At 44.3% G+C, this 24,956-nt stretch carries 24 protein-coding genes; 13 read left to right on the forward strand and 11 right to left on the reverse strand.

The window, feature by feature from the left end; genetic code table 11:
* The first annotated feature begins 3 nt into the window (after window positions 1-3).
* From ACSSS3_RS11305 to ACSSS3_RS11325, 5 genes are all read left to right on the forward strand, one after another.
* Window positions 4-957 carry a CPBP family intramembrane glutamic endopeptidase gene (locus tag ACSSS3_RS11305; protein ID WP_442844709.1) on the forward strand — a complete coding sequence of 318 codons (954 nt, stop codon included), beginning with the start codon at window positions 4-6 and terminating at the stop codon, window positions 955-957.
* 15 nt (window positions 958-972) lie between these two features.
* Complete coding sequence (locus ACSSS3_RS11310) at window positions 973-2,049, forward strand: AMP-binding protein (protein WP_442844710.1); 1,077 nt, start codon at window positions 973-975, stop codon at window positions 2,047-2,049.
* A gap of 97 nt (window positions 2,050-2,146) precedes the next feature.
* Complete coding sequence (locus ACSSS3_RS11315; RefSeq protein ID WP_442844711.1) at window positions 2,147-3,991, forward strand: YfbK domain-containing protein; 1,845 nt, start codon at window positions 2,147-2,149, stop codon at window positions 3,989-3,991.
* 125 nt (window positions 3,992-4,116) lie between these two features.
* On the forward strand, window positions 4,117-4,566 hold the full coding sequence (locus ACSSS3_RS11320) for a hypothetical protein (RefSeq protein WP_228231057.1): 450 nt from the start codon (window positions 4,117-4,119) through the stop codon (window positions 4,564-4,566).
* Window positions 4,567-4,639: 73 nt separating this feature from the next.
* On the forward strand, window positions 4,640-5,959 hold the full coding sequence (locus ACSSS3_RS11325) for a M24 family metallopeptidase (protein ID WP_442844712.1): 1,320 nt from the start codon (window positions 4,640-4,642) through the stop codon (window positions 5,957-5,959).
* Here ACSSS3_RS11325 and ACSSS3_RS11330 read toward each other — a convergent pair.
* The 4 genes from ACSSS3_RS11330 to ACSSS3_RS11345 all read right to left on the reverse strand — a co-directional run bounded on the left by ACSSS3_RS11330 (window position 5,956) and on the right by ACSSS3_RS11345 (window position 10,609).
* Window positions 5,956-7,140, reverse strand: a complete 1,185-nt coding sequence (locus ACSSS3_RS11330; RefSeq protein WP_442844713.1) for an MFS transporter — start codon at window positions 7,138-7,140, stop codon at window positions 5,956-5,958. The genes ACSSS3_RS11325 and ACSSS3_RS11330 overlap by 4 nt on opposite strands.
* Window positions 7,141-7,307: 167 nt before the next feature.
* The gene (locus ACSSS3_RS11335; protein WP_442844714.1) at window positions 7,308-8,408 is read right to left on the reverse strand and encodes a sensor histidine kinase; all 1,101 of its coding nucleotides are present in this window, start codon (window positions 8,406-8,408) and stop codon (window positions 7,308-7,310) included.
* A gap of 8 nt (window positions 8,409-8,416) precedes the next feature.
* Window positions 8,417-8,836, reverse strand: a complete 420-nt coding sequence (locus tag ACSSS3_RS11340; RefSeq protein WP_442844715.1) for a hypothetical protein — start codon at window positions 8,834-8,836, stop codon at window positions 8,417-8,419.
* 144 nt (window positions 8,837-8,980) lie between these two features.
* Window positions 8,981-10,609 (reverse strand): acyl-CoA carboxylase subunit beta, encoded by a 1,629-nt coding sequence (locus ACSSS3_RS11345; protein ID WP_442844716.1) that lies wholly within the window; start codon window positions 10,607-10,609, stop codon window positions 8,981-8,983.
* A gap of 422 nt (window positions 10,610-11,031) precedes the next feature.
* Between ACSSS3_RS11345 and ACSSS3_RS11350 the strand changes: the two genes are divergently transcribed.
* Window positions 11,032-11,208 carry a CAL67264 family membrane protein gene (locus ACSSS3_RS11350; protein ID WP_099646886.1) on the forward strand — a complete coding sequence of 59 codons (177 nt, stop codon included), beginning with the start codon at window positions 11,032-11,034 and terminating at the stop codon, window positions 11,206-11,208.
* Window positions 11,208-11,678, forward strand: a complete 471-nt coding sequence (locus tag ACSSS3_RS11355; RefSeq protein ID WP_442844717.1) for a DinB family protein — start codon at window positions 11,208-11,210, stop codon at window positions 11,676-11,678. Before ACSSS3_RS11350 ends, ACSSS3_RS11355 begins: the two co-directional genes overlap by 1 nt.
* A 71-nt stretch (window positions 11,679-11,749) precedes the next feature.
* Here the strand turns inward: ACSSS3_RS11355 and ACSSS3_RS11360 are convergent, their stop codons facing one another.
* Genes ACSSS3_RS11360 through ACSSS3_RS11370 form a run of 3 tightly spaced genes read right to left on the reverse strand, consistent with a single transcriptional unit; the run spans window position 11,750 to window position 15,727 of the window.
* Window positions 11,750-13,921: a xanthine dehydrogenase family protein molybdopterin-binding subunit gene (locus ACSSS3_RS11360; RefSeq protein ID WP_442844718.1), complete on the reverse strand. Its 2,172-nt coding sequence runs from the start codon at window positions 13,919-13,921 to the stop codon at window positions 11,750-11,752.
* A gap of 9 nt (window positions 13,922-13,930) precedes the next feature.
* Complete coding sequence (locus tag ACSSS3_RS11365; RefSeq protein ID WP_442844719.1) at window positions 13,931-14,920, reverse strand: FAD binding domain-containing protein; 990 nt, start codon at window positions 14,918-14,920, stop codon at window positions 13,931-13,933.
* Between the two features lie 15 nt (window positions 14,921-14,935).
* The gene (locus ACSSS3_RS11370) at window positions 14,936-15,727 is read right to left on the reverse strand and encodes a 2Fe-2S iron-sulfur cluster-binding protein (protein ID WP_442844720.1); all 792 of its coding nucleotides are present in this window, start codon (window positions 15,725-15,727) and stop codon (window positions 14,936-14,938) included.
* 334 nt (window positions 15,728-16,061) lie between these two features.
* Between ACSSS3_RS11370 and ettA the strand changes: the two genes are divergently transcribed.
* Window positions 16,062-17,753, forward strand: coding sequence for an energy-dependent translational throttle protein EttA (ettA, locus tag ACSSS3_RS11375; RefSeq protein WP_228231067.1), 1,692 nt, complete (start codon window positions 16,062-16,064; stop codon window positions 17,751-17,753).
* A gap of 345 nt (window positions 17,754-18,098) precedes the next feature.
* Window positions 18,099-19,214: a PepSY-associated TM helix domain-containing protein gene (locus ACSSS3_RS11380; RefSeq protein WP_442844721.1), complete on the forward strand. Its 1,116-nt coding sequence runs from the start codon at window positions 18,099-18,101 to the stop codon at window positions 19,212-19,214.
* Window positions 19,215-19,286: 72 nt separating this feature from the next.
* On the opposite strand, the gene ACSSS3_RS11385 is transcribed toward ACSSS3_RS11380, so the two are convergent.
* Window positions 19,287-19,448 (reverse strand): Lacal_2735 family protein, encoded by a 162-nt coding sequence (locus ACSSS3_RS11385; protein ID WP_442847423.1) that lies wholly within the window; start codon window positions 19,446-19,448, stop codon window positions 19,287-19,289.
* A 154-nt stretch (window positions 19,449-19,602) separates the two neighbouring features.
* On the opposite strand from ACSSS3_RS11385, the gene ACSSS3_RS11390 reads away from it, so the two are divergent.
* Entirely contained in the window at window positions 19,603-20,301 is a 699-nt protein-coding gene (locus ACSSS3_RS11390) for an HAD family hydrolase (RefSeq protein ID WP_442844722.1), read from the forward strand.
* 1 nt (window position 20,302) lies between these two features.
* Here the strand turns inward: ACSSS3_RS11390 and ACSSS3_RS11395 are convergent, their stop codons facing one another.
* Window positions 20,303-20,467 carry a hypothetical protein gene (locus tag ACSSS3_RS11395; protein WP_228231071.1) on the reverse strand — a complete coding sequence of 55 codons (165 nt, stop codon included), beginning with the start codon at window positions 20,465-20,467 and terminating at the stop codon, window positions 20,303-20,305.
* Window positions 20,468-20,759: 292 nt separating this feature from the next.
* Between ACSSS3_RS11395 and ACSSS3_RS11400 the strand changes: the two genes are divergently transcribed.
* On the forward strand, window positions 20,760-21,644 hold the full coding sequence (locus ACSSS3_RS11400) for a hypothetical protein (protein WP_228231072.1): 885 nt from the start codon (window positions 20,760-20,762) through the stop codon (window positions 21,642-21,644).
* 71 nt (window positions 21,645-21,715) lie between these two features.
* On the opposite strand, the gene ACSSS3_RS11405 is transcribed toward ACSSS3_RS11400, so the two are convergent.
* Window positions 21,716-22,504, reverse strand: a complete 789-nt coding sequence (locus ACSSS3_RS11405; protein WP_442844723.1) for a hypothetical protein — start codon at window positions 22,502-22,504, stop codon at window positions 21,716-21,718.
* Between the two features lie 109 nt (window positions 22,505-22,613).
* Entirely contained in the window at window positions 22,614-23,342 is a 729-nt protein-coding gene (locus tag ACSSS3_RS11410; protein ID WP_442844724.1) for a class I SAM-dependent methyltransferase, read from the reverse strand.
* A 36-nt stretch (window positions 23,343-23,378) separates the two neighbouring features.
* Between ACSSS3_RS11410 and ACSSS3_RS11415 the strand changes: the two genes are divergently transcribed.
* Window positions 23,379-23,876, forward strand: coding sequence for a YkgJ family cysteine cluster protein (locus tag ACSSS3_RS11415; RefSeq protein WP_442844725.1), 498 nt, complete (start codon window positions 23,379-23,381; stop codon window positions 23,874-23,876).
* Window positions 23,877-23,964: 88 nt separating this feature from the next.
* The gene (locus tag ACSSS3_RS11420) at window positions 23,965-24,951 is read left to right on the forward strand and encodes a DUF1028 domain-containing protein (protein ID WP_442844726.1); all 987 of its coding nucleotides are present in this window, start codon (window positions 23,965-23,967) and stop codon (window positions 24,949-24,951) included.
* Window positions 24,952-24,956 lie beyond the last annotated feature (5 nt).

Here is a 24,956-nt window from a genome sequence, read left to right on the forward strand (position 1 = left end):
TTTATGTTTATAGCACAGGCGTATAGAGCGCAAAACGGATTCTGGCGTTATTTAATAGGTTCGTTAATAATATTTATAGCATCAGGTATTGGGCAGATACCCTTATTAGTTGCAATTTTTATCAAGAAAGGGCCTGAATTAATGCAGGGGATGGATGAATCAGATATTTTTAGCACGCTCAATAAAAACCTGACGTTCTTTTTAATTCTGATTTCTTTTGTTTTCGCCCTTGGGGGGATTTTATTTGTAGTAAAGTTTCTGCATCAGCAAAAGTTTAAAGATATGGTTACGACCCGGTCAAAGTTTGACTGGGGGCGCGCGTGGTTTGCTTTTGGTTTGGTCACTATATTCACAGTAGTGACTACCCTGCTTACTTATTATTTTGCTCCGGAAGATATTGCGCTGACTTTTGATCCTGTTCCTTTCGCTATTCTTGTTGTAATTGCAGTCCTTTTTGTTCCCATACAAACCAGTGTTGAAGAATTTGTTTTTAGAGGTTATTTGATGCAGGGTTTTGGAATTTTGGCTAAAAACCGCTGGTTTCCATTGGTAATGACTTCAGTGATTTTTGGCGGGATGCATTACTTCAACCCGGAGATAGACGCGATGGGCGATATTGTTATGGTTATTTATATAGGCACCGGCTTTTTACTGGGTATTATGACCCTTATGGATGAGGGGACTGAGCTGGCCTTAGGCTTTCATGCCGGTAATAATTTGATTGCTGCTTTGCTTATTACGGCCGACTGGACCGCGTTTCAAACCGATTCAATTTTTAAGGATATCTCAGATCCGCGCGCAGATTTTACAGATATACTTCCGGTTTTCATAATTTATCCTATCTTTTTAGGGATTTTAGCTTATAAGTATAAATGGACGGGCTGGAAGGAAAAATTATTTGGACCTGTAGAACCGCCACAGGAGCCTTCGCTTGAAGACCACCTGGTGGCAGATTAACCTAAATTTTATGTGATGTCAAAGTATCCTGTACACCCAGACTTTCAACTCAATGGCACTTCACTTAAAGCTCCCGCATTGCGAGAACTGGCTATTGAATTTCAGGAAACAGGAGAACTTTACGAGCAGGAATTAGGCACCTTTATTCTAGACTGGCTAAACGACAAAGACTACGTTTACGTCAATACATCGGGTTCTACCGGTGATCCCAAAAGCATCAAATTGCTTAAAAAGCATATGGTAAACAGCGCGAAAGCAACCGCCAGGCGCTTCAAACTGGGTCCCGGAACGACCGCGTTGCATTGCCTGCCCACCCGTTTCATAGCCGGAAAAATGATGTTTGTACGCGCAGTTATTTTAGGCTGGAAGCTTGATGTAGTGCCACCCAAATCCAATCCGCTTGATCAGGTTTTTAAACGCTATGACTTTTCGGCGATGACGCCTTTTCAACTCGATAACAGCATTGCCCGTTTGCATCTACTGGGTAAACTCATTATAGGCGGCGGAGCCTTTTCACAAAGCCTGAAAGATTTGGTGCAGGATAGTCCTACCAAGATTTATGAAACCTACGGCATGACCGAGACCATCACACATATTGCGGTGCGCCGCGTCAATTCAAAAAAGAGTCAGGAGTCTGAGCAGCCGTTTAAAACCCTGAGTAAGGTTACGGTGAGTCAGGATGAGCGGGGTTGTCTGGTGGTGAAAGCGCCAAAGGTAACTTCAGACCCTATCGTAACTAACGATCTTGTAAAACTCATTAGCTACAAAAAATTTCACTGGTTAGGCCGCCTGGATAATGTCGTAAACAGTGGAGGAATCAAATTATTTCCCGAAAGCATCGAGAAGAAACTGGCCCATCAGATCGATGTTCCGTTTATTGTAGGTGGGGAGCCCGATGAGAAATTGGGCGAGCGTCTGGTACTGGTTATGGAGTGCGACAGTTTTGATGCGTCGCGTCTCAATTTTGAAGTTTTAGATAAGTATGAGGTGCCCAAAGAAATCTACTGCATACCCACATTTGCCCGCACGCCTAACGGAAAAATAAAGCGCAGCGACATCCTTACCGCCCTTGATGCAGGTTCGAGGATATAGATATTTCTTCTTTTGTATTTTTAGTCTAGACTTTTCGCTTTCAAATTGTTGGCAGGATACTTGATACCCGTCTCAGGTAATCTTTAAAACAAGTCCGATGAAAAAAACTACACTTTTGCTGTGGGTTCTCCTCTGCACAGCCCTCGCACTGCCAACAAACGCACAGGAACTTTTTACACTTAAAGGCAGGGTCACCGATGGAACCAGGGGACTGCCCGGCACCAATGTTGTAAGTACCAAAACCAAGAAAAAAACAGTAACAGATTACGATGGCAATTTTGAATTACAGACCTATGTGGGGGATGTGCTTGAGTTTAGTTTTGTGGGGTATAAGACCGAAAAAGTAAAAGTCAAGAATACGAAACCCTTAAAAGTAGTTTTAAATCCCTCTCAGGCTGTTTTAGAAGAAGTTATTTTTTTAGAAGTGGCAGAAGATAAAATGGATATGAATTCCCCACCGCCATCTACTACACAGGAGGTAATGATTCGTGGGATAGCTTCCGGTTTATCTATAACCAACTCACCTTATCATCAGCAAAATTCAGAAAGCTATGCGAAGCTTGAAGAAAATGAATTTCATCATGTAAAAGCCCAGCCGCTTTCTACGTTTTCTATTGATGTAGACCGTGCGGCATACAGCAACATTCGCCGTATGATCAACAACGGTCAGGATATCCCGGCAGATGCGGTGCGTATTGAGGAGATGATCAATTATTTTAACTACAATTATCCAAAACCTGATGGAGATGAACCTTTTTGTATAGATACCGAAGTGGTTCAAACGCCGTGGAATAAGGACACCCGCCTTGTGAAAATAGGTATTCAGGGGAAAGAGATTCCGCTGGAGAACTTACCGGCTTCCAACCTGGTTTTTCTGCTTGATGTTTCGGGTTCTATGAATGCTACCAATAAGCTTCCGCTTCTGAAATCGGCTTTCAGGATTTTGGTTAATCAATTGCGCGAAGAAGACAAAGTCTCCATTGTGGTTTATGCCGGCGCGGCAGGAACCGTTTTAGAACCTACAAACGGATCTAATAAAAGCGAAATTCTCAACGCGCTTGATAAGCTGGAAGCGGGAGGCAGCACTGCCGGTGGCGCAGGACTTGAGCTGGCTTACAAACTGGCGGAAGAGCAATTCATAGACGGCGGCAATAATCGTATCATTCTCGCTACAGACGGGGATTTTAACGTGGGGCTTAGCAGCGACAGTGCGATGGAAGACCTGATTACCGAAAAAAGAAAATCGGGTATTTTTTTTACTGCTTTGGGCTTCGGAATGGGCAATTATAAAGATTCAAAACTTGAAACCCTGGCCGATAAAGGCAACGGGAACTATGCCTATATCGACACCATGCAGGAAGCCCGAAAAGTTTTAGGTACCGAGTTTGGCGGAACTTTATACACTATCGCAAAGGATGTCAAAATTCAGGTGGAATTCAATCCCGCTTTGGTACAGGGCTATCGCCTCATAGGTTATGAAAACCGAATGCTGAATGCCGAAGATTTTCAGGATGATACTAAGGATGCCGGCGAGATTGGTAGCGGGCATACCGTGACTGCGCTATACGAAGTGGTTCCGGTAGGAGTAAAAACTCCGTTTTTAAAGCCGGTTGATGATTTAAAATACAGCACCAATATACCTTCTGGTGAAGCTGATGCTAACGAACTCATGCTGGTAAAAGTGCGCTATAAAAAACCGGATGGAGATCGCAGTATGCTGGTTGAGCAACCGGTAGCCAACACATTTAAAGCTATCGAAAAGGCTTCGGCAGATTTCAATTTTATGGCGGGCGTGGCACTCTTCGGGATGCAGTTGCGCGATTCTCCCTTTAAAAATGACGCAGACCGGGCGGTAACACTCAGTCTGGCTGAAAAGGGAAGATCTAATGATGCAGAGGGTTTTCGTGCCGAATTTATACGATTGGTAAAAGCCGCTAATTAATAGTAATTTTAGCCGATAATCGAGACCGGAACGTTTTGAGAATTTACTCAAAATGTTATTTTTACCCGAATATCGCCGGGATTTTAATGCGGTAGTTTAGATATGTTAACCGAAAATTTTGAAGTATGAGAATAGCAGTGATTGTTATAACCTTTATTGTACTGGGTATCTATGATGCGTCGGCACAATACGGTTATGGCGGTGGTTACAATCGTAACCGAATGGGAAGCAGTATGATGGGGCAGGCAGGACCTTCAGGGCCTAAAGAAGAACCGCCTACCGCTGCTGAGATTGCCGATGAGCGTATTCCTGAATATGTGGCCGAGTTTAAACTCGATCCATTTGAGACCGAAGTACTGCGCACCTATCTTGAAGAGCATTTTAATAAAATAATGGCGCTTCAAAAAGAAAAAGGCAAGGATGCTGAAACGATGCGTAAAGATTTTGAGCGTATGCAGAATGATTTTAAATCTAATTTGAGATCCATACTTACCGAAGAAGAAGTTGAGAAACTCATTACGATGGATTTTTCACAGTCGGCAGTACGCAAACGGAAAAAGGAACGTGACAATTAACAAAAAAGGTGCTTCAGGCACCTTTTTTTAGTTGTGGGTATCTCTTAAATTTAAAAATCCTAAAAGTTACTTTATGCGTCCGTTTTTAATTTTCCTAATCTTACTGGTTTGTTTTTCAACTTCTGTACACGCACAGGCATTGCCCGAACGCCAACGGGCTCAAAAAGTAGATACGATTTTAAAGCAGCGCTTTGAAAGCCTTATGCCTATGATTATGCAGCGTGCCGGGATTGATATGTGGGTTTTGATCACGCGCGAATATAACGAAGACCCGGTAGTGCGTACCATGCTTCCGGCGACCTGGCTTAATGCGAGACGCAGAACGATTTTAGTTTTTAACCGAAATCCCGAAACAAACGAGGTAGAACGTATGGCCGTCGCCCGTTATAATATTGGCGAAAACATTCAGTCCGTTTGGGATAAGGAAAAACAACCGGACCAATGGCAGGCGCTGGCCGAACTCATTGAAGCCCGAGATCCTCAAAGTATCGGGATTAATTTCTCTGAAGATTACGGAATCGCCGATGGAATCACAAAAACGGATTATGAAGGTTTGATGAATTCCCTTCCTTCGAAATATAAGGAGCGTATCGTTTCTGCAGAGCCACTGGCTGTAGGTTGGATCGAAACCCGAACGGAGCTTGAAATGGAAATCTTTGAAGAGCTGGTGGCCACCACACACGAGGTAATTGCAGAAGCCTTCAGCAATAGCATAATTACTCCCGGCGAAACCACCACCGAAGATGTGGTCTGGTTTTTAAGACAACGCGTGACCGATCTGGGTTACGACACCTGGTTTCATCCCACGGTAGATATTCAGCGTACCGATGAGGAGCTGGAGAGTCATATCACGGCCTTTAGCAATACGCCAGATGGTAAAGTTATTCAGCCCGGCGATCTGCTGCACTGTGATTTTGGTATTTCCTACTTAAGACTGAATACAGATTGCCAGCAGCATGCCTATGTTTTAAGGGAAGGGGAGACCAAAGCTCCACAATTTTTGGTTGACGCCTTTGCGAAAGGAAACCGGGTGCAGGATATTTTCACCGCTAATTTTGAAACCGGAAAATCGGGAAATGAAATTTTGCTGAAGTCTCTAACCGAAGCTAAAGCCGAAGGTTTAAGGCCATCTATTTACACCCATCCGCTTGGACTTTACGGGCATTCAGCCGGGCCTACCATCGGCATGTGGGATGCTCAGGAAGGCGTTCCCGGAAGCGGCGATTATTTGCTTTACGAAAACACCGCCTACGCCATCGAGCTGAATACTACGGTCACGATCCCAGAGTGGAATAAAGACATCCGCATTATGCTCGAGGAAGCCGGTTTTTGGGGACCTGAAGGCTTCCGCTATGTAAACGAAAGACAGGAAGATCTGATCCTTATCGACTAAGCTTCCTGTAAACGATAATATCCTGCTTTTTTGCGTTTTTTCCGAAGAATAATAACGCTTAAGCTAAAGCCCACACCACAAATTGCAAGTCCTGCACCTACCAGCTCGGGAGAGGTGTAACCGTAACCTGCAGCAATGGGCAATCCGCCTAAAAAGGCACCCAGGGCATTCGCGATATTAAAGGCCGCCTGATTTACCGATGAAGCCAGCATTTCAGATTCTTTAGCCGATTTGATCATCAGCATTTGAATTGAGGGCGCAGTAGCAAAAGCAAAAGCTCCGGTTACAAAAACCATAGTAAGCATCATCCACTGAATGGGGGCGATAAAGAAAATGATGAGCAGGCACATGGCCATTGCGGTAAGCAAAAATGCCGTGGCTTTAATGGGCGATACGCGGTCGGCCAATTTTCCGCCTAAAATATTTCCAAATGTCATCCCAAGCCCGGCCAGCATCAAAATGAAAATCACCATTCCGTCTGCAAAACCACTTACATCAGTAAGCAAAGGCGTGATATAGCTGTACCAGCAGAAGAAACCGCCGGTACCAATACCGGTAATGGCCAGAATGAGCCACAATTCGGTGCGTTTAAATATTTTAAGCGCGTGTTTAATGGGTATTGGGGTGGCTTTTTCAATTTTAGGAAGCCAAAAGTAAATAGATACCAGGGTTAGTAAGCCGATGGCCACGACAATCATAAAGGTATAACGCCAGGAGATGGTATGCCCCACGTAGGTGCCCAAGGGAATTCCGATAACATTAGCTACGGTAAGACCACTAAACATGACGGCTACGGCACTCGCAGCTTTCCCTTTTTCGGCCAGTCTGCTGGCTACCACAGCACCCACGCCAAAATAAGCTCCGTGTGGCAGGCCCGAAAGCAAACGGGAAAAAAGCATAAACCCATAGCTGCCCGCAAAAACGGAGAGTCCGTTGAAGACGGTAAAGGCCGCCATAAGGGCTAAAAGTATTTTTTTTGGCGAATAATTACCGGCAATGCCCACAAGTATGGGCGCGCCAATGACTACGCCTAATGCATAAGCCGAGATAAAGTGACCAGCCTGCGGAATGGTGACGTTGAGGTCTTTAGCTACATCGGGCAGAATACCCATCATCACAAATTCGGTCATTCCTATACCAAAACCACCAACAGCAAGAGCAACAAGACTTTTCTTTAACATAATATTGTGTTTGCATTTAACATTGAAGCGCGATTAAGCTCAATGAATTTGCAAATATAGAACAGAGAAAGGCTTTAGAGCTGTTGTTTTTTAACCGGTTTTAGTGCGATGTTGAGGGTCTAAAGCAGCCGCGTTTACCGGGAGTCTTTTAGAAAACTGGCACTGAGTTAACTAGGGTTTTTAAACTCAATGATAAAGGTAGTTCCCAGATCAGGCTCGCTTTGTACACTTATGGTACCTCCCAGGCTGTTGATGTGGTTGTGTATAAGATAAAGACCTATGCCCTTGCTGTTTGAAGATGATTCCTGAAAACGCTGATGCAGTTTAAAAATACGTCCTTCAGCCTGTTTGAGGTCGATTCCCTTACCGTTGTCAGCGTAAATCAATACAATTTTGTCCTTTTCGATTTTAGACCGTATCGTGATTACCGCAGGCAGGTTGGGTTTAGCATATTTAACCGAGTTGGTGATGAGGTTGAGAAATATGCTGTGTAAATATTCGGGAGAGAAGAATACAAATGGAGCTTCGTCAAAATCGGTTTGCAATGTCACATCATCTTGATTTAGCAGTTGCTGAATTGAAGCACAGGTCTGCTTTAAAGCTTCATCAAAGTAGATCTTTTTGATTTTTATGCTGTCCTTATCTCTTCTAATCCATTCATCCATTGTGGTGCAGATGATTTGATTGAGATTTTCGGTAGCCATTTTAAGCAGTTCGATGTATTCGGCAAGTTCGGCATCTTCAATTTTCTTGCTGTCAATTAATTGGTGAAGAGCAATGAGGTTGCTAAGGGGAGAGCGTAAATCGTGAGAAGTATTGTAGTTGAATACCTTTAATTCTCTGTTTACCTCACTCAGATTTTGCAGCAGGCTGTCCCGTTGCAGTTCTATGGTTTTTTTAGCAGTTATGTTTTTGGCTATTGCATAAACCAGTTCTTCGGTCTTTATTGCGATAGAAGACCACTGTAACCAGACGATACTCCCATTTTTATGTAGGTAACGGTTTTCAAACTGCGTGAGTATAGAGGACTCAAAAAGCATATTGCGTTTGGCTCTGGTAAGCTCACGGTCTTCAGGATGTATAAAGTCGATGATGGGCTTTTCAAACAGTTCCTGTTCTGTATAGCCCAGAATATCTATAACTGCAGCGTTAATTTTTTTGAAATAACCGTCATAACCCGCGATGCACATAAAGTCCGGAGAAAGTTCAAAGAAGAACTCCAGATTATAGCGTTTGGTATCGGTAGATTGTGGTTGCGGGTTACTCATTTAAAACTTTAGTTCGTATAGAGCTCAGGGGTTATTGCAAAGCTTACAGCAGGCTCGCCGTCGTAACCGTAATAGTTATAAGTGAAAATGACTTCCTTACTTTTAAGCGAATTCATCTCTGAACTTTCCTTTACCCGCTCAATGAGCATCGGTTTTATGTATTTTTCAGCTGTGTCTTTATTGACTTCGGTTGACTTATAAATTAGCGTGTAGTAGTAGTCAAAGTTGCGCTTACCCGTAACTGCGGCGCTATCCAGAGTGGTTTCTTCATCCAGCTGCATCGGGGTTTTTAAATTGATTTGGTTAGCGGCTTCCTGAAGCTCTTCTTCCAAATTTTCATTAAATAAAAAATACCGTATTCCGAAGAAAGTAATTAATCCTACGATGACAGCCGTTGTCACTGTAATCCCCAATTTTTTGTTAGCCATAGTAGTTGTTTTAATTCACAACGCAGGTTGCTTCATTTTTTTTGGTAAGTTATTGGTTAATTGCCAACGCCGTTAGAGGGATAAGTAATTTTTTTTTAAATAACCCAATAACCCAATAACCCAATAACCCAATAACCCAATAACCTAAACCTGTATAACCCCTAAATTAAACTTCTTTTCAATAGGGGCGTGGTTGGCTGCTTCAATACCTCCGGAGATCCAGCTACGGGTTTCCAGCGGATCAATAATAGCATCGGTCCAAAGGCGGGAAGCTGCGTAGTATGGCGAAACCTGCTCATCATAGCGGGCTTTGATTTTGTCATAAAGCTCCTGTTCTACTTCCGGAGTAATTGCTTTGCCCTGCTTTTTAAGCGAAGCTGTCTCAATTTGCAGTAATACCTTAGCCGCACTGTTACCGCTCATAACCGCCAGTTCGGCGCTGGGCCAGGCGACGATAAGCCGCGGATCGTAAGCTTTACCACACATCGCATAATTGCCGGCACCGTAGGAATTACCAATAATCACGGTAAATTTTGGTACAACACTATTGCTTACCGCATTCACCATTTTTGCCCCGTCCTTGATAATACCGCCGTGTTCGCTTTTACTGCCTACCATAAAGCCGGTAACATCCTGTAAAAACACCAGCGGAATTTTCTTCTGATTGCAATTGGCAATAAAACGGGTAGCCTTGTCGGCGCTGTCGCTGTAGATCACTCCGCCAAACTGCATTTCACCCTGTTTAGTCTTCACAATCTTGCGCTGGTTGGCAACAATACCTACTGCCCAGCCGTCAATACGGGCATAAGCGGTAATGATGGTCTGGCCGTAGCCTGCTTTATACTCTTCATATTCCGAATTATCAACCAGCCGTTTGATGATTTCGGTCATATCATACTGGTCGCTGCGTTTTGCAGGAAGCAAGCCGTAAATATCCTGAGGATCTTCTTTAGGTTTGGTTGCTTTGACGCGGTTGAAACCGGCCTTGTCAAAATCCCCGATTTTTGACATGATATTTTTGATTTTAGAAAGCGCGTCTTTATCATCTTCCGCTTTATAATCAGTCACGCCGCTGATCTCGCAATGCGTGGTTGCGCCGCCCAAAGTCTCGTTATCAATGCTTTCACCTATCGCGGCTTTTACCAGATAACTCCCGGCAAGAAAGATGCTTCCGGTCTTATCTACAATCATCGCCTCGTCGCTCATAATGGGCAGGTACGCCCCGCCGGCCACACAACTGCCCATCACTGCACTAATCTGCGTGATGCCCATACTGCTCATCACGGCATTGTTTCTAAATATGCGCCCAAAATGCTCCTTATCGGGGAAAATCTCATCCTGCATCGGCAGGTATACGCCCGCACTGTCTACCAAATAAATAATGGGCAAACGGTTTTCAATACTGATTTCCTGAGCGCGCAGGTTCTTTTTGGCCGTGATGGGAAACCAAGCACCGGCCTTTACCGTAGCGTCATTAGCCACTACGATACATTGCTTTCCACTCACGTGACCTATTTTGACCACCACCCCGGCACTGGGGCAACCGCCGTGTTCTTCATACATACCCTCCCCGGCAAAAGCACCAATCTCAAGGGCCTCTTCAGGATCATCCAGTAAAAAATCGATGCGTTCGCGGGCGGTAAGTTTCCCGTTGGCGTGTTGTTTAGCGATGCGCTTTTCGCCACCTCCCAGTTTAACCTGAGCAAAACGTCTTTTAAGGTCAGAAACCAGCAATTTATTGTGGTCCTCGTTTTTATTGAATTTGATGTCCATTCGTATGTTTTGGGCGTTACCCGCACTTGAGGTGCGGGTCGGGCTCGCAGCGTTACGCGCCTGAGGGCGGGTAACTTGCTTTGATCCCTAACGCGGGATTATAAGATTGACGAAAATACGAAAACGTTGCCGTTATCCCGTGTGCTAATTTGGTTAAGAAGTCTTTAAAATTGACACCCTATCGTGCACTTTAGTTTGGTTTTGCTTAAATTACTTAAATAAATACCTGCATTATAGGTAATTATATGAGCTTGAGGCAGCAGATTTTTGAGCGTAAGGGATAGCAGCGGCATCCTTTTTTAAAAGGCAGTTTGCGTTTCTATAAAGTTTGGTATATTGAGCCTTTTAAAAAAGATACAGCGTATAGCCCGGTCACCCGAGCTTAGCGCGGGTGATACGCCCACAAAATTGAACTTAAAATGATGAATAAGAATACGGTATTAGGCTGGGCCACATTTATTATGATTGTGGAAGGGCTGGCCCTGATTGCTTTGGGAGCCTTTAGATACAATGAGATTGCCGGATGGGGATTTGCCTCGGTAGGCCTGGGCTTTTTTGCAATCGCCTGGGTGTTTAATGCCTTAAAAGGAAGGGTCTAATGCAGGCCGCAGCAATTAAGGCACAATTGCTGAAACACCTGAAAGGGGGTGAAGCTTTTATGCCGGTTGAAGATCTGCTTGAAAAAATAAAATACAAGCGAATAGGTGAGCGCCCCGTGGGTTTACCGTATTCGTTTTACGAGGTGTTTTACCATATGTTCTATGCACAGCGCGATTTGCTTGATTTTTGCACTGGAGACAGCTATAAAACACCTTCCTGGCCCAAAGATTACTGGCCTTCTGAGAAAACGGCTGAGACCAAAGAAGACTGGCAGGCCTTAAAACAGGACTTTTTTAAAGACCGAAACGCCCTAGTAGCCTTTATAGAAAACCCGGAAACCGATTTGCTCGGCATTGCCAAACACGGCGAAAAACAACAAATTTTGCGCGAACTGATGCTGGCTATTGAACACAATGCCTATCATCTGGGGCAACTGGTTATTATCGCACGCCTGCTGGGCCTGCACTGATTAAAAAAGCATCTAATAAAAAAATCCTTTGAAGCACATTCAAAGGATTTTTTTTAGTTGAAAACTGTCGTTTAAGCAGTCACCGGAGTGGTGATTACTTTTTGCGGGGTGATTGGCAAATCCCGTACGCGTCTGCCCGTAGCGTTAAAAACGGCATTGCCAATGGCTGCGGCAATACTGGTGATGCCCAGCTCGCCAATACCTTTAACGCCCATAGGGTTTGCGATATAATCTTCTTCGGGAACAAAAACCACATCGATCTTGCCCAGGTCCAGATTTACCGGCACATGGTAATCTGCAAACGAGCGGGTGATGAAATTTCCATGATTGGGTTCTACCTCACTATGTTCGGTAAGGGCCTGACCTACTCCCCAAGTGATTCCGCCTATGATTTGCCCGTAAGCCGTTTTGGGATTGAGGATTTTACCTGCCGAAGCCACATTTACAAAATGCTCCAGACGCACCATACCCGTGTCTTTATCAACCCAAACTTCACAAAAATTAGCTCCAAATGAATATACCGAGTAATCGTCAAACTCTTCGGTAGGGGCGGCTGTGCCTGTTGCGGTAAGCTCATAAAGTTCGGCTTGTTTCATCAGTTCAGCAACCGTTAAATCTTCATCGGTGCTGGCCAGCGTCTTAAGGTTGTTAATCGCATTGAGGCAGGCTTCACGGCTACCGTTTGCAAAAGATGCCGCTCCCCAGGAACCTCCCGAACCGGGGCTCACCGGAAATTTAGAATCTCCCAGTTCTACCTGCACGTCTTTAATGTCCAGGTTGAGCGTTTCGGCGACGGTTTGTCCCAGAATGGTATAGGTACCGGTGCCAATGTCTGTGGCATCCGTTTTCAATACCGCCGTGACTGCATCTCCATCGCGTTTTAAGGTGACTTCCGCCGAACTTTTTAAATAGGGCGCGGCTCGTGAGGAGGCGCTCATTCCGTAACCCACCATCCAGTTGTCTTTTTGGGTATGCCCTGGTTTTGGATTCCATTTGTTTTTCCAATCGAACTTTTTGGCCCCTATGCGTATGCATTCTACCAATTGTCGTGAGGAAAAGGGTTTGTCGTTGCTGGGATCAACCTGCGTATCGTTTTGAATGCGCAATTCTGCCGGGTCCATTCCGAGTTCATGTGCCAGTTCATCCATTGCAGACTCGAGAGCAAAACTTCCCGGTGCTTCTCCCGGCGCGCGCATCCAGCGGGGAGACGGCAGATTTAACTTCATCAACCGGTGCGTCACCAGCGAATTGGGCGTTTTGTACAACATACGCGTCATCAACCCGCAGGTTTCCTGAAATTCTTCGGTAAAGGAGGTGTGCGAAGTGGTATCGTGACCCACAGCTGTGAGGTTTCCATCTTTATCTGCTCCCAGACGCATACGCTGCCGGTTGTGCTGTCTAAAACCTATTGCGGTAAACATCTCGTGGCGAGTAACCGTAAGTTGTACGGGGCGTCCCACCATTTTTGCAGCCATAATACCCAGTGTGGCGTGCTCGCGCAATTGCAGTTTAGATCCAAAACCGCCACCTACGTAAGGCGTTATAACCCGAACATTTTCTTTGGGCATCTGGAAGGTTTCAGCAATGGTGGTCACGGCATTTTCAACCATTTGGGTTGAAGCATAGGCCGTCACGTTATCGCCTTCCCAAACTGCAATAATGTTGTGCAGCTCCATTGGATGATGGTGTTCAATAGGGGTGTTGTAGGTAACATCGATTTTCGCGGCGGCTTGGTTGAGTCCCGCCTCCAGATCGCCCCAGCTCGTGTCTGCAGGGTTTCCATTTGCTTTATCGGGTTTATAAACCGAATCTAAATGCTCTTCAAAGTTGGTTTGGTGTTGGTCTTCGGCGTAGGTTACCTTGATGAGGTTTGCCGCATAGCGTGCCTGCTCAAAGGTTTCGGCAACGACAACGCCTATGTATTCCCCGTAAAAGTGAACCTCGGGAGTTTGTAAACTTGGAGAAATACCCTTGGTGCTGGGCGACTCAAACCGGCCATTGTAGTCTTTGAGTTCTAGTGCATTTTGATAGGTAATGATTTTAAGCACCCCTTCCTGTTTTTCGGCTTCTGAAGTATCAATCGCAGTAATTCTTCCCGAAGCGATAGTACTTTGAATTCCCTGAGCGAAAGCCAGATTTTCAAAGCTGAATTCTGATGAGTATTTGGCTTTGCCCATCACTTTAAGCTTGCCTTCAAGCCTGCTGATGGGATTTCCGATGCCCGTTTTTGTTTTCGTTTCCATACTATATGTTTAACTACGTGCCGCTGCACGTACAAGTGCCTGCACCAATGTTTTTTTACCTAATTCTATTTTGTACTCGTTTTTTGAAAGGGGCTGCACATCTTCAAAAGCAAGGTCAGCTGCTGCTTCAAAAGTGGAAAGGCTTGCTTCTTTTCCTTCTAAATAGCGCTCCACCTTTTCGAGTTTCCAGGGTTTGTGGGCTACTTTACCCAGAGCCAGTCCCGCTTTGGTAATCGTATTCCCCTGCATTTTTAAGCCTACTGCCGCAGAGACCAGCGCAAAAGCATAACTGCTGCGCTCGCGTACTTTGTAATAATAGTAATGATCGGGAAATTCAGATTCCGGCAACTCGATGCCGGTGATGAGTTCGCCGGTTTCAAGATTCGTATCTTTTTCGGGTTGATCGCCCGGCAGGCGGTGAAATTCGGTAAACGGAATCACACGCGACTTTCCATCTGCCTGCTCCACGTGCACTTTAGCATTAAGAGCGGCCAAAGCCACACACATATCAGAAGGATGGGTAGCCACACAAGACTCACTCCAGCCAAATAAGGCGCTCTTGCTGTTCGCTCCGTTCAACGCTCCACAACCCGAACCGGGCTCACGTTTGTTACACGGCATCGAGGTTTCAAAATAGTAGGGGCATCGCGTACGCTGCAACAAATTGCCGCCATTGGTAGCCATATTACGTATTTGTTCAGTAGCTGCGGAAAGCATCGCCATCGTAAGAAGCGGGTAGTTTTTACGCACCAGCCTGTGATTTGCAGTTTCGGTATTATTCAGGGTAGCGCCCAGCATCAAACCCCCATTTGCGGTTTGGGTAATTTCTTTAAACGGAAGATCTGCAACCTCAATTAAATGATCAGGTCGCTCTACATCTTCTTTCATCAGATCGATGAGATTAGTGCCACCTCCCAGATAATGGGTTTTTTGATCTTTGGAATGTTTTTGTAGAGCTTCAGCAGCGTTTGACGGACTGTGGAATTGAAAAGGTCTCATAAGTTGATTTTTTGGTTATTCAGCAGTCCTGCTGGCTTCTAGTTCTTGTTCGGTAGCAAATTCCCAACGCGGCATTTCGGCTTTGCCGGAATGTACTTCCTGAATGGCCTGTACAATATTGTTGTAAGCCCCGCAGCGGCAGATGTTACCGCTCATACGCTCTCTGATTTCCTTGTCAGACAGCTGGGTTACTTCGTCTTTTACATTTTCGGTAACATAACTCACCTCGCCACGTTTGGCTTCATTCAGTAAGGAAACCGCCGAGCAAATTTGTCCCGGAGTGCAATACCCGCATTGAAAACCATCGTGTTTGAGAAAAGCTGCCTGCACGGGATGCAAATCTGTTCCCTGAGCAAGACCTTCTACTGTGGTAATCTCTTTGTCTTTGCAGGTAGCAGATAAGGTAAGGCAGGATAGCTTGCGCTTGCCGTCAATGAGCACAGTGCACGCGCCGCACTGGCCGTGATCGCATCCTTTTTTAGAGCCGGTAAGGTTTAAGCGTTCGCGCAGGGCATCCAGCAAGGTCATGCGCGAGTCAACTTGCAGCGGATAGGTGTCGCCATTAATTTTTAGGTTCACCTCAAGGGCATTGAGTAAACTTTCGGGGTCCAGATCGGGAGCTTTAGGTGCCTGGGCAAACATGTCTGATGTAAAATAGGGGACCGCCATAAGGCTTATTCCCGCAGCAGACATTTGATTGAGAAACGTACGCCGCGACTGGCCAAAAATGCCCAGATCGTCAAGCAGTTGTTCTTCTTCTTTCCCGAGTTTTCGGTCTTGAGAGGAGGGTTGGTTAGAAGGTTTCATAGCTTTTATTAGTATTAATTATAATAAGGCGGTTCAGTTTACAGAGACACGCTTTAAAGCTTTTTGATTTTTCAAATAATCACCGTTTTGTGTGGTGAATAATTAGAAAATTAATTTCAATTCTTCGGTTTCTTTAAAGATGGGCTAAAAACCTGCGTGTTTCAAGGCTCTATTTGTTATAATTATATTAAAGTTAAACAATGGAGTGCACGGTTAATTCTGCTAAAATTTTGAGTGGAAGGATTCTGGTTTCAGTCATTTTCAATACCACAATATTATAATACCTTTACACCCTGTTTTTTGAAGCAGAAGCATAACACAATAACTACATATTATGGCAGACGATAAAAAGATTATTTTTTCAATGACGGGAGTCAGTAAGACCTATCCCGGAGCGAATACGCCGGTATTGAAAAATATTTACCTGAGTTTTTTCTACGGGGCAAAAATTGGTATTCTGGGTCTTAACGGTTCTGGTAAATCTACTTTGCTTAAGATTATTGCCGGGGTTGAAAAAAACTTTCAGGGGGATGTAACTTCAGATAAAGAGTTCTCGGTAGGCTACCTGGAGCAGGAGCCACATCTTGATGAAGATAAAACGGTTTTAGAAATCGTAAAAGAAGGAGCTGCAGAAACTGTGGCGATTCTTGATGAATATAACAGCATAAACGATCAGTTTGGTCTTGAAGAGGTGTACAGCGATCCCGATAAGATGGAGAAGCTTATGAACCGTCAGGCGGTTTTACAGGATGAGATTGACGCCCGCAATGCCTGGGAATTAGACAACAAACTCGAAGTGGCGATGGATGCCTTACGCACCCCGCCTGCAGATCAAAAAATCGGAGTACTTTCCGGTGGGGAACGTCGCCGTGTGGCTTTATGTCGTTTGCTTTTGCAAGAACCTGATGTGCTTCTTTTGGACGAACCTACCAACCACCTGGATGCAGAAAGCGTGCACTGGTTAGAGCATCATTTGGCACAATACAAAGGGACGGTTATCGCAGTAACGCACGACAGGTATTTTCTTGACAATGTCGCAGGATGGATCTTGGAACTGGATCGCGGAGAAGGAATCCCCTGGAAAGGAAATTACTCTTCATGGCTAGACCAGAAGTCTAAGCGTATGGCTCAGGAAAGCAAGACTGCATCGAAGCGCCAAAAAACTTTGGAGCGCGAATTAGAATGGGTGCGTCAGGGAGCGAAAGGAAGACAGACGAAGCAAAAAGCGCGTTTGAAAAACTACGACAAACTTATGTCGCAGGATCAAAAACAAGTAGATGAAAAGCTGGAAATCTACATCCCTAACGGCCCGCGATTGGGAACCAATGTAATTGATGCCGAGGGTGTGAGTAAGGCATTTGGCGATAAGCTGCTTTATGAAGATCTTAATTTCACGCTTCCCCAGGCTGGGATTGTTGGAGTTATAGGTCCTAACGGAGCTGGTAAGACAACCATCTTCAAAATGATTATGAACGAAATTGAGCCCGATAAAGGAAGTTTTACCGTTGGAGAAACCGCTCAAATCGCTTATGTTGATCAAAGTCATAGTAATATTGATCCTGAGAAAACCATTTGGGAAAACTTTAGCGACAAGCAGGAACTGATAATGATGGGTGGCCGTCAGGTAAACAGCCGGGCGTATCTGAGCCGCTTTAACTTTAGCGGAAGCGAGCAAAACAAGAAAGTAAGTATGCTTTCGGGTGGGGAGCGTAACCGTTTGCATCTTGCTATGACGCTTAAGGAAGAAGGAAATGTATTATTGCTGGATGAGCCAACAAACGACCTGGATGTAAACACGCTTCGGGCGCTTGAAGAAGGTCTTGAGAATTTCGCCGGTTGTGCTGTGGTAATTTCCCACGACCGTTGGTTTTTAGACCGAATTTGTACACATATCTTAGCCTTTGAAGGCGATAGCCAGGTGTATTTCTTTGAAGGCGGTTTCTCTGATTACGAAGAAAACAAGAAGAAGCGCTTAGGCGGCGATCTAATGCCAAAACGTATCAAGTATAAGAAGCTGGTACGATAATCCAAGCTATTTACAATTTTGTAGAGAGGCTGTCTAAAAAGCAAGGACGTGTCCTATTGAGCTTGTCGAAATATTTTCAACTTACTGATTATCAAGATTGGTTTCGACAGGCTCAACCTGACAACTCAAGTTAATAAGACTTTTTAGACAGCCTCTTTTTATTTAATCAATTGGCAATCAGCAGAACTCCGTTGTGGTTGAAGCATTCCTTAGAATTAAATACTATTTTTATTAAGTCTAAATAGTTTTAGTTGTAATGGAATTTTATATTTGTGCCCGATACAGTTAAACGTTTTGAGAATTGAGGTGTCTTAGCTTCAAATCACACGCTTCAGGAGCATAATTATGGAAAAAAAGAAGTCTTTTAGTTTTCGGAAATTAATCAACGATGTGCATTTATGGCTGGGTCTTGCCAGCGGGATCATCCTCTTTCTGGTTTGTCTTAGCGGAAGTATTCTGGCATTTGAACACGAGATCAAAGCATTTTTTGAAGAAGATTTAAAAGTAGAACCAAAAGGGGAGAAGCTTAGTCTCAACGCACTCGAAACCAAAATACGGCAGGATCACGCCGGTACCCTTACTTCGGTAAGTATCCCCTCAGATCAATCTGCGCCCTACATCTTTACCATCAAGGAAAATCCGGAAGAACGCCGCGGAACCAATCTTCAGGTGAATCCGTATACCGCAGAAACATTGGTTGCAGGACCTAATCCTGCAGATGGATTCTGTTTTTTCTTTTTTAGAATGCACCGCTGGTTGCTTTTTGATTCGTCTATAGGCAGACCTATTGTTGGAGTGGCAACCATCTTCTTTTTGATCCTTTCCATAACCGGTTTGGTGCTTTGGTTTCCCAGAAAACTCAAGCGCAAAAACTTTAAAGCCGGTTTTAAGATCAAGACCAAAGCCAACTGGAAACGCGTCAATCACGATTTACACAATACGCTCGGGTTTTACGCGCTTATTTTTATTGTTATTATGGGCATTACCGGATTATGCTGGTCTTTTGAAGGCTATCGGGAAGGGCTGGGTAACCTGATAGGCACACCCGTTTTTAACCGCTCTTCCCCGGAATTTGAACTGCCCGAGACGACCACTACACTTGATCTTGATGCAATCGAGGAAGTCGCGGCACGTGTTTTTCCCTTCAATGGGGATTTGAACATCAGTTTGCCGGGAGATCGAGCCGATTATTTCAGCCTGCGCAAGAACCATGCTTCGGGATGGTCACCTGTGGCTGCAGACCGTGCCTATATTGCCAAAAATGGTGAAGTGCTTTCGGTAGATATTTTCGCAGATAAACCGCTCAATGTACAGTTTGCATCGCTTATAAAACCGTTACACACCGGGGAGGTTTTTGGGATGTTTTCAAAAATCATTTACTTTTTGGCTTGTCTGATAGCCACGAGTCTTCCCATTACCGGAACGCTCATCTGGATCAATAAAATGAAAAAGAAAAAGTAAGACGACACCATTGTAAAAAAGCATCGCAGCGATAAACTACGATGCTTTTTTACTTAAATAAAGTTTGATTATCTAAAGCGTTTCAATCTTTTTCATAATCTGATCAGCTTCGGCATACTTGTCATCACTGGCCGAGCGGTTGCTCTTGGAAAGTTCAAAAGCCTCTTTCATCAGCTTCTTGTATTCGAGTTCTAATTTTTCTTTTTCGGTCTTCTTTTTAAATAGTCCAAACATCATTTTCTTTTTTTAGCAATTTTCGTTTAAGTTAAGAAACAATTCCTTCCCAAAACCTGGTTTAGGACTATTGTTTCAGACTTTTGAATAGAGTTCCAACGGTGGGCCTTACTTAAAATCGAGTTGTGTATTTTTACGGCTCATCAAAAACTACTTGCTTTTGGATTTAAGCAGCATAAAAGTCATTGCTTTTGACGCCGATGATACCCTTTGGGTCAACGAAACCTTTTTTAGAGAAGCCGAACTCGCCTTTGCCAGACACCTGCGTGAATACGGCGATGAGGACGATATTGTAGAAAAGCTTCTGGATACCGAGATTCGTAATCTGGACACCTACGGCTACGGGATTAAAGGCTTTACGCTTTCGATGCTCGAAACAGCGCACCGCTTAATGGGCGATAAGCTGAGTGCCGAAACCATCGATTTCATTCTAAAGAAAGGAAAGGAAATGCTAGCCGAGCCGGTTGAGGTGCTACCGCACATTGAAGAGGTTTTGCAAGAACTGTCTAAAACGCACAAGTTGGTCGTGGCAACTAAAGGTGATCTACTCGATCAGGAGCGTAAATTAGTCAAAAGCGGTCTTATTGATTACTTTCACCATGTTGAGATTGTTTCAGACAAAAAGGAAACGCAGTATAAAAAGCTGGTAAAGCATCTCGATATTGAACCCGGACAATTTTTGATGGTGGGTAATTCCCTGAAGTCAGACGTAATCCCGGTACTTGCAATGGGAGGCTATGCGATACATATCCCATTTCATACCACCTGGAGTCATGAGCAGGTTGATGAAGAAATTGCTCATTCTAAGTTTAAAGCTTTGAGCAGTGTAAACGAGTTGCTGCAGTTGTTTTAAATCAACTTCGTCTGGGAAGGAAGCTGCGCAATACATAAACCAAAACCGCAATACCAACGCCCAGTAAGAGGCCCTTGCCGAATGAGGCGTGAAAAATCCAGATTACGATAGCGATGATTGCTAAAACGCCGAAAAGTATTGCAGCGCGTTTATGTTCCTTGTTCATTGTGCAAATATAGGTATATCCGGTAAAAATTTGAGAATGACTCAAATTCCTGATCAATATGTTTAAAAATTGAAGGTTTTTCGCGTTTACAATACCGGGTTTCGGTAGTTTTAGATAGCCTTTAAAGGAGTTGAAAATGATCTTTAAGTACCGAAAAAAACGTTTGCGACCTTATTTCGTTAAAATCTGTAAATTTTTAAGGAAGATATAAAAGATTTGTACACTTTTGATATATAATTAACGTTACTGAAAAAACCAGGTAATAACCTATAACTAATCAAATTTTAGAAAAATGGAGAATGAAAATAAAAATACCGGAATGAAAGTAATTACGGGAATACTTGCCGTATTACTGGTAGTTGCGGGGGCTTTTGCAATAAAGCTGTACAATCAGGAAAAAAATACCAAGGCCGAACTTACTGAAGAAAAGGAATTGGTATTGAACGATCTGAAGCAAATGGTTGCCAAATACGACGCGGTAATCGAAGAAAATAATCTAAAAGACACCGAACTTAATCAGGCTCGTGACCGTATTCAGGTATTGATTGACTCGGTTCAAAAAATGGAAGCTTCTATTTCTGTATTGCGTCGTTACCGTGATGAGGTTTACAAACTCAAGAAAGAGCGAGAGTATTTATTTGCTCAGAACGATAGCCTTAAAGGTATGAACAAGATGCTGGCTATGCGTGTAGACAGTACTACCTATGAACTGGAAGTAAGCCGTATGAAGCGCGACAGTCTGGCTACGATTAAAGATGAACTTGCCGAAAAAGTAGCTTTAGGATCAAGCCTTGCAGCCAATAAACTGGTAGGTACCGGTGTGATTGTGCGCAATAGTGGTAAACTGGTAGAAAACGACCGTGCCCGTCGCGTTGACCGTATCAGAGCTTGTTATACCGTACCTCAAAACCGTATTGCTGAGGCCGGAGATAAACAACTTTACGTTCAGGTACTAGACCCACAAAACAACATTATGGGGGCTAACAAGACCGTTAAAATAGACAGTATTACCACGGTGACCTACAGCGCGATCTCTAAGTTTTACTACGAAAACACGGCGCTTGATATCTGCGAAAACATCGCTCCACGTGGAGAAGATTTCGCTAAAGGTCTATACAAAATCAATATTTTTGATGGTGGAAAAATGATCGCTACGACCAGTCTGGTACTCGATTAAGTAATTGCCCTCAACAAATAAAAAAGCTTCCGGTTTTGCCGGAAGCTTTTTGTTTTTAGAGCCTTTGGTAATTATTTTCCTCCATTTGCCCGAAGATCCTCGAGACAGAATGCTCCAAAGGTTGGCAGGCCGGTCATTGCAGAACTCGTAGCATCGGCAACGGTTTGAAAGTACATCAGGCAATTTTCCTGATCACAATGCTTATTCAGCGCATCTATGCCATCATCATTAGGTTGCTCATCTTCGTGATCACGTACCATGGGAGTCCCAAGATTTACGAGACCGAATAAGTGCCCAAACTCGTGTTCGGTAGTCACGGTTTCCAGTTGAGTGAGGCTCGCCCCGCCAATTCGGTTGCTGAAATCTCTTAGGGTTTTTTCGAAAATTATACATGACGTATTGCGGTAAGCGGTGCCTAGAATGCGGCTGGTGGCATCATCTTTTTCAGAGCTCTGATCAGCAAAAAAGATCCAGACGGCCAGTTCGTCTCCGGCATTAAAAGCGGTACGGTTATCGGCTTCGATTTTTACATATTCATCACGTTCCAGAGAACCTACAGTTGTCGCAGGCACTACAGTTTCTATAAACGTGATTCCATCGGGCTTGTTTAAGCGTTCGGCGAAAAAACTGCGTAAATTATTAAGTGTGGTCGCAGAGGGTTTAAATCCCGCAACATAAGCGATTTCTACACGCAGGCTGGTAAATGCATCGGCACTTAAAAAATCGCGGGCAGAAGATCCCAGAGCCTGTTTGTTAGCCACTGTAGGATCTGCCTGTGTGGACTCATCTTTAGAACAGGAAGCAAGTAGTAAAAGGCTTAAAAAGAACGTAAAATAGGGGGTAATTCTTAATATTTTCATCAGTTTGTTATTAGCGGGTGGTAAAAATACTTAAACGCAGAGCCACCGGCACTTGTTGTTTTTATAAATTGTTTTTAAAATTTACGAGGTAAAATGCTATTTGGTTTTCCTAATTGGTTTTAATCAAACGGGCGAGGTATTCATAATGCGGTCCGTCAAGGATTTTTTCGCACGTGAATCCGGTCTTTTCGGCTTCTTTTTTAAGGCTTTTAAAATCGAGGTATAACCAGTCAAAGGCTTGAGAGCTTTGCTTTTTATACTGAATTTTAAAAGTAACCTCGCCATAATAAGCCCGGCTCACATCGCGCCAGTAGCTGCCGTCTTCTTCCTCATACATAAAAGCGATGTCTGAAGAATCAACCAAAATCTGTCCGTTTTTGCTTAGCAGGGAGCCCAACTGTTTTAGTGCGTTTGGAGTGTTTTTTAGCGTTTGAAAAATACCGGTGCCGTTCATCAATAGCAGGAGTGTGTCGTAAGAGGCTTCGGTGAGGTCAAATACATCTGCATGTACTGTTTTTTCAACTCCTCGCAGTTGGCATACTTCAATCGCCCCGGCCGAAACATCCAGAGCGGTCACATCCTTACCCTGTTTTTGCATGTATAAACTGTGGCTTCCGGCGCAGGCGCCCACATCCAGAATTTTTCCTTCAGCAAGCTTTAAGGCTTCCTGTTCGATTTCGGGCATTTCTTCAAAATCCCTGAAGAGATAAGGTACGGGGATTTCATCATCTTCGGTAAGGGAAGAGATGACTGTAATGTCTTCGGTGTACGTTTCGTTGTAGAAATCGAGGAGGGCTGCGCCGAAAACATCGGGGTTAGCAGAATCTTTTTTCGCCATAAAATCAAGGCTGGTTTAATTGCGTATTTTAGCGCTATGGATGAATTTATTGAGCAGCTGCCCAATCTGGCCAAAGATAAGCATAAAGAGACTGCCGTCTATTTCAAAAAGCTGAAGCGTAAACCGCCCAAAGATCTGGATTACCAGATGCAGGAATTGCACGATGAGGAATTTGCGCAGACCGACTGTCTGGAGTGTGCCAATTGTTGCAAGACCACCGGGCCCTTGTTTACCGACCGTGACATCAGCCGTATCGCAAAGCATTTCAGGATGAAAGATGCACAGTTTATTGATACCTATTTGCGTATTGATGAAGACAACGACTATGTGCTGCAAGAGGTGCCGTGTACCTTTCTGGGAGCTGATAATTACTGTATGATTTACGATGTACGACCCAAAGCATGTGCCGAGTTTCCGCATACCGACCGCAAGAAATTTCAGCAGATAACCAATATTACCCTGAAGAACGTTGCGATTTGTCCCGCAGCTTATAACATCGTCGAAAAGATGAAAGAACGTATAAAATTAAAGTAACGCCCATAATGGGCGATTAAACTAGAAACCGATACCTATATAATTTATTGAAAAATAAATTTGTTACAAATCGCAAATTTTTAAAACTATGAAAATACCAGTACTCCTTTTTAGTCTGATGCTCGCAGCTTCAGGGATTGCTCAAAACATCAATGCAGACAAAAGCGCCTTTGCACACACCTTTTCTATCGTGGCGCGCGATGCCAATACCGGCGAGATGGCGGTTACCGTACAGAGTCACTGGTTTAGCGTGGGCTCGCTTGTTTCCTGGGGAAAAAGCGGCGTAGGGGTCGTGGCAACTCAATCTTTTGTAAATCCGGCATACGGGCCAAAAGGTTTGGCACTTATGCAGGAAGGTCTGTCAGCAGAAGCAGCCTTAGATCAACTGGTAGCCGAAGATGAAGGAAAGGCCTTTCGCCAGGTCGCTTTTTTAGATGTAAATGGAAATGCTGCCGCATACACTGGTGAGAAATGTGTGGTATACGCCAGTCAGATAACCGGTGATAATTTCTCGGTACAGGCCAATATGATGCTTACCGATCAAACGGTACCTGCGATGGCAAAAGCTTTTGAGGCTCATAGCGATCTTCCGCTTGCAGAGCGTATGGTGGCCGTGCTTAAAGCCGCTCAGGATGCAGGGGGTGATATACGCGGAAAGCAAAGTGCAGCCCTGATCGTGGTAGGTCCGGAATTGGCTGAAAATCCCTGGGAAGAATATAGAATCAATTTGCGGGTTGACGATCACGAAAACCCCATTGAAGAATTAGACCGTTTATTGAAGGTTGCCCGTGCCTACGACTATATGAATCGGGGCGATCTGGCTGTAGAGGCCGGCGATATGCCCGAAGCCTTAAAGCTTTATGGTACTGCTGAACGTATGTTTCCCGATAATCTGGAAATGCAATTCTGGGCAGCCGTAGCGATGGCAAACGACGGGCAGCTAGAAGAAGCCAAGCCTATTTTTAAAAACATTTTTGAGCAGGACGAAAACTGGCGCGAGATGATAGGCCGTCTCGTAAAACCGGGATTATTAACGCTTAGTGAAGAAGAAGTAAAGGAGATTCAGGAGTTGTAATCTCT

The sequence above is a fragment of the Leeuwenhoekiella sp. H156 genome (genome assembly GCF_052218455.1).
GTDB lineage: Bacteria > Bacteroidota > Bacteroidia > Flavobacteriales > Flavobacteriaceae > Leeuwenhoekiella > Leeuwenhoekiella parthenopeia.

Bases quoted from the DNA above. Each gene is read 5' to 3' on its own strand.
- ACSSS3_RS11340 (WP_442844715.1), bottom strand. From the start codon at position 8,836: ATGGCTAACAAAAAATTGGGGATTACAGTGACAACGGCTGTCATCGTA.
- ettA (WP_228231067.1), top strand. From the start codon at position 16,062: ATGGCAGACGATAAAAAGATTATTTTTTCAATGACGGGAGTCAGTAAG.
- ACSSS3_RS11310 (WP_442844710.1), top strand. From the start codon at position 973: ATGTCAAAGTATCCTGTACACCCAGACTTTCAACTCAATGGCACTTCA.
- ACSSS3_RS11385 (WP_442847423.1), bottom strand. From the start codon at position 19,448: ATGTTTGGACTATTTAAAAAGAAGACCGAAAAAGAAAAATTAGAACTC.
- ACSSS3_RS11410 (WP_442844724.1), bottom strand. From the start codon at position 23,342: ATGGCGAAAAAAGATTCTGCTAACCCCGATGTTTTCGGCGCAGCCCTC.
- ACSSS3_RS11330 (WP_442844713.1), bottom strand. From the start codon at position 7,140: ATGTTAAAGAAAAGTCTTGTTGCTCTTGCTGTTGGTGGTTTTGGTATA.
- ACSSS3_RS11345 (WP_442844716.1), bottom strand. From the start codon at position 10,609: ATGGACATCAAATTCAATAAAAACGAGGACCACAATAAATTGCTGGTT.
- ACSSS3_RS11320 (WP_228231057.1), top strand. From the start codon at position 4,117: ATGAGAATAGCAGTGATTGTTATAACCTTTATTGTACTGGGTATCTAT.
- ACSSS3_RS11405 (WP_442844723.1), bottom strand. From the start codon at position 22,504: ATGAAAATATTAAGAATTACCCCCTATTTTACGTTCTTTTTAAGCCTT.
- ACSSS3_RS11360 (WP_442844718.1), bottom strand. From the start codon at position 13,921: ATGGAAACGAAAACAAAAACGGGCATCGGAAATCCCATCAGCAGGCTT.
- ACSSS3_RS11325 (WP_442844712.1), top strand. From the start codon at position 4,640: ATGCGTCCGTTTTTAATTTTCCTAATCTTACTGGTTTGTTTTTCAACT.
- ACSSS3_RS11395 (WP_228231071.1), bottom strand. From the start codon at position 20,467: ATGAACAAGGAACATAAACGCGCTGCAATACTTTTCGGCGTTTTAGCA.
- ACSSS3_RS11335 (WP_442844714.1), bottom strand. From the start codon at position 8,408: ATGAGTAACCCGCAACCACAATCTACCGATACCAAACGCTATAATCTG.
- ACSSS3_RS11415 (WP_442844725.1), top strand. From the start codon at position 23,379: ATGGATGAATTTATTGAGCAGCTGCCCAATCTGGCCAAAGATAAGCAT.
- ACSSS3_RS11370 (WP_442844720.1), bottom strand. From the start codon at position 15,727: ATGAAACCTTCTAACCAACCCTCCTCTCAAGACCGAAAACTCGGGAAA.
- ACSSS3_RS11380 (WP_442844721.1), top strand. From the start codon at position 18,099: ATGGAAAAAAAGAAGTCTTTTAGTTTTCGGAAATTAATCAACGATGTG.
- ACSSS3_RS11365 (WP_442844719.1), bottom strand. From the start codon at position 14,920: ATGAGACCTTTTCAATTCCACAGTCCGTCAAACGCTGCTGAAGCTCTA.
- ACSSS3_RS11315 (WP_442844711.1), top strand. From the start codon at position 2,147: ATGAAAAAAACTACACTTTTGCTGTGGGTTCTCCTCTGCACAGCCCTC.
- ACSSS3_RS11305 (WP_442844709.1), top strand. From the start codon at position 4: ATGTTTATAGCACAGGCGTATAGAGCGCAAAACGGATTCTGGCGTTAT.
- ACSSS3_RS11355 (WP_442844717.1), top strand. From the start codon at position 11,208: ATGCAGGCCGCAGCAATTAAGGCACAATTGCTGAAACACCTGAAAGGG.
- ACSSS3_RS11420 (WP_442844726.1), top strand. From the start codon at position 23,965: ATGAAAATACCAGTACTCCTTTTTAGTCTGATGCTCGCAGCTTCAGGG.
- ACSSS3_RS11350 (WP_099646886.1), top strand. From the start codon at position 11,032: ATGAATAAGAATACGGTATTAGGCTGGGCCACATTTATTATGATTGTG.
- ACSSS3_RS11400 (WP_228231072.1), top strand. From the start codon at position 20,760: ATGGAGAATGAAAATAAAAATACCGGAATGAAAGTAATTACGGGAATA.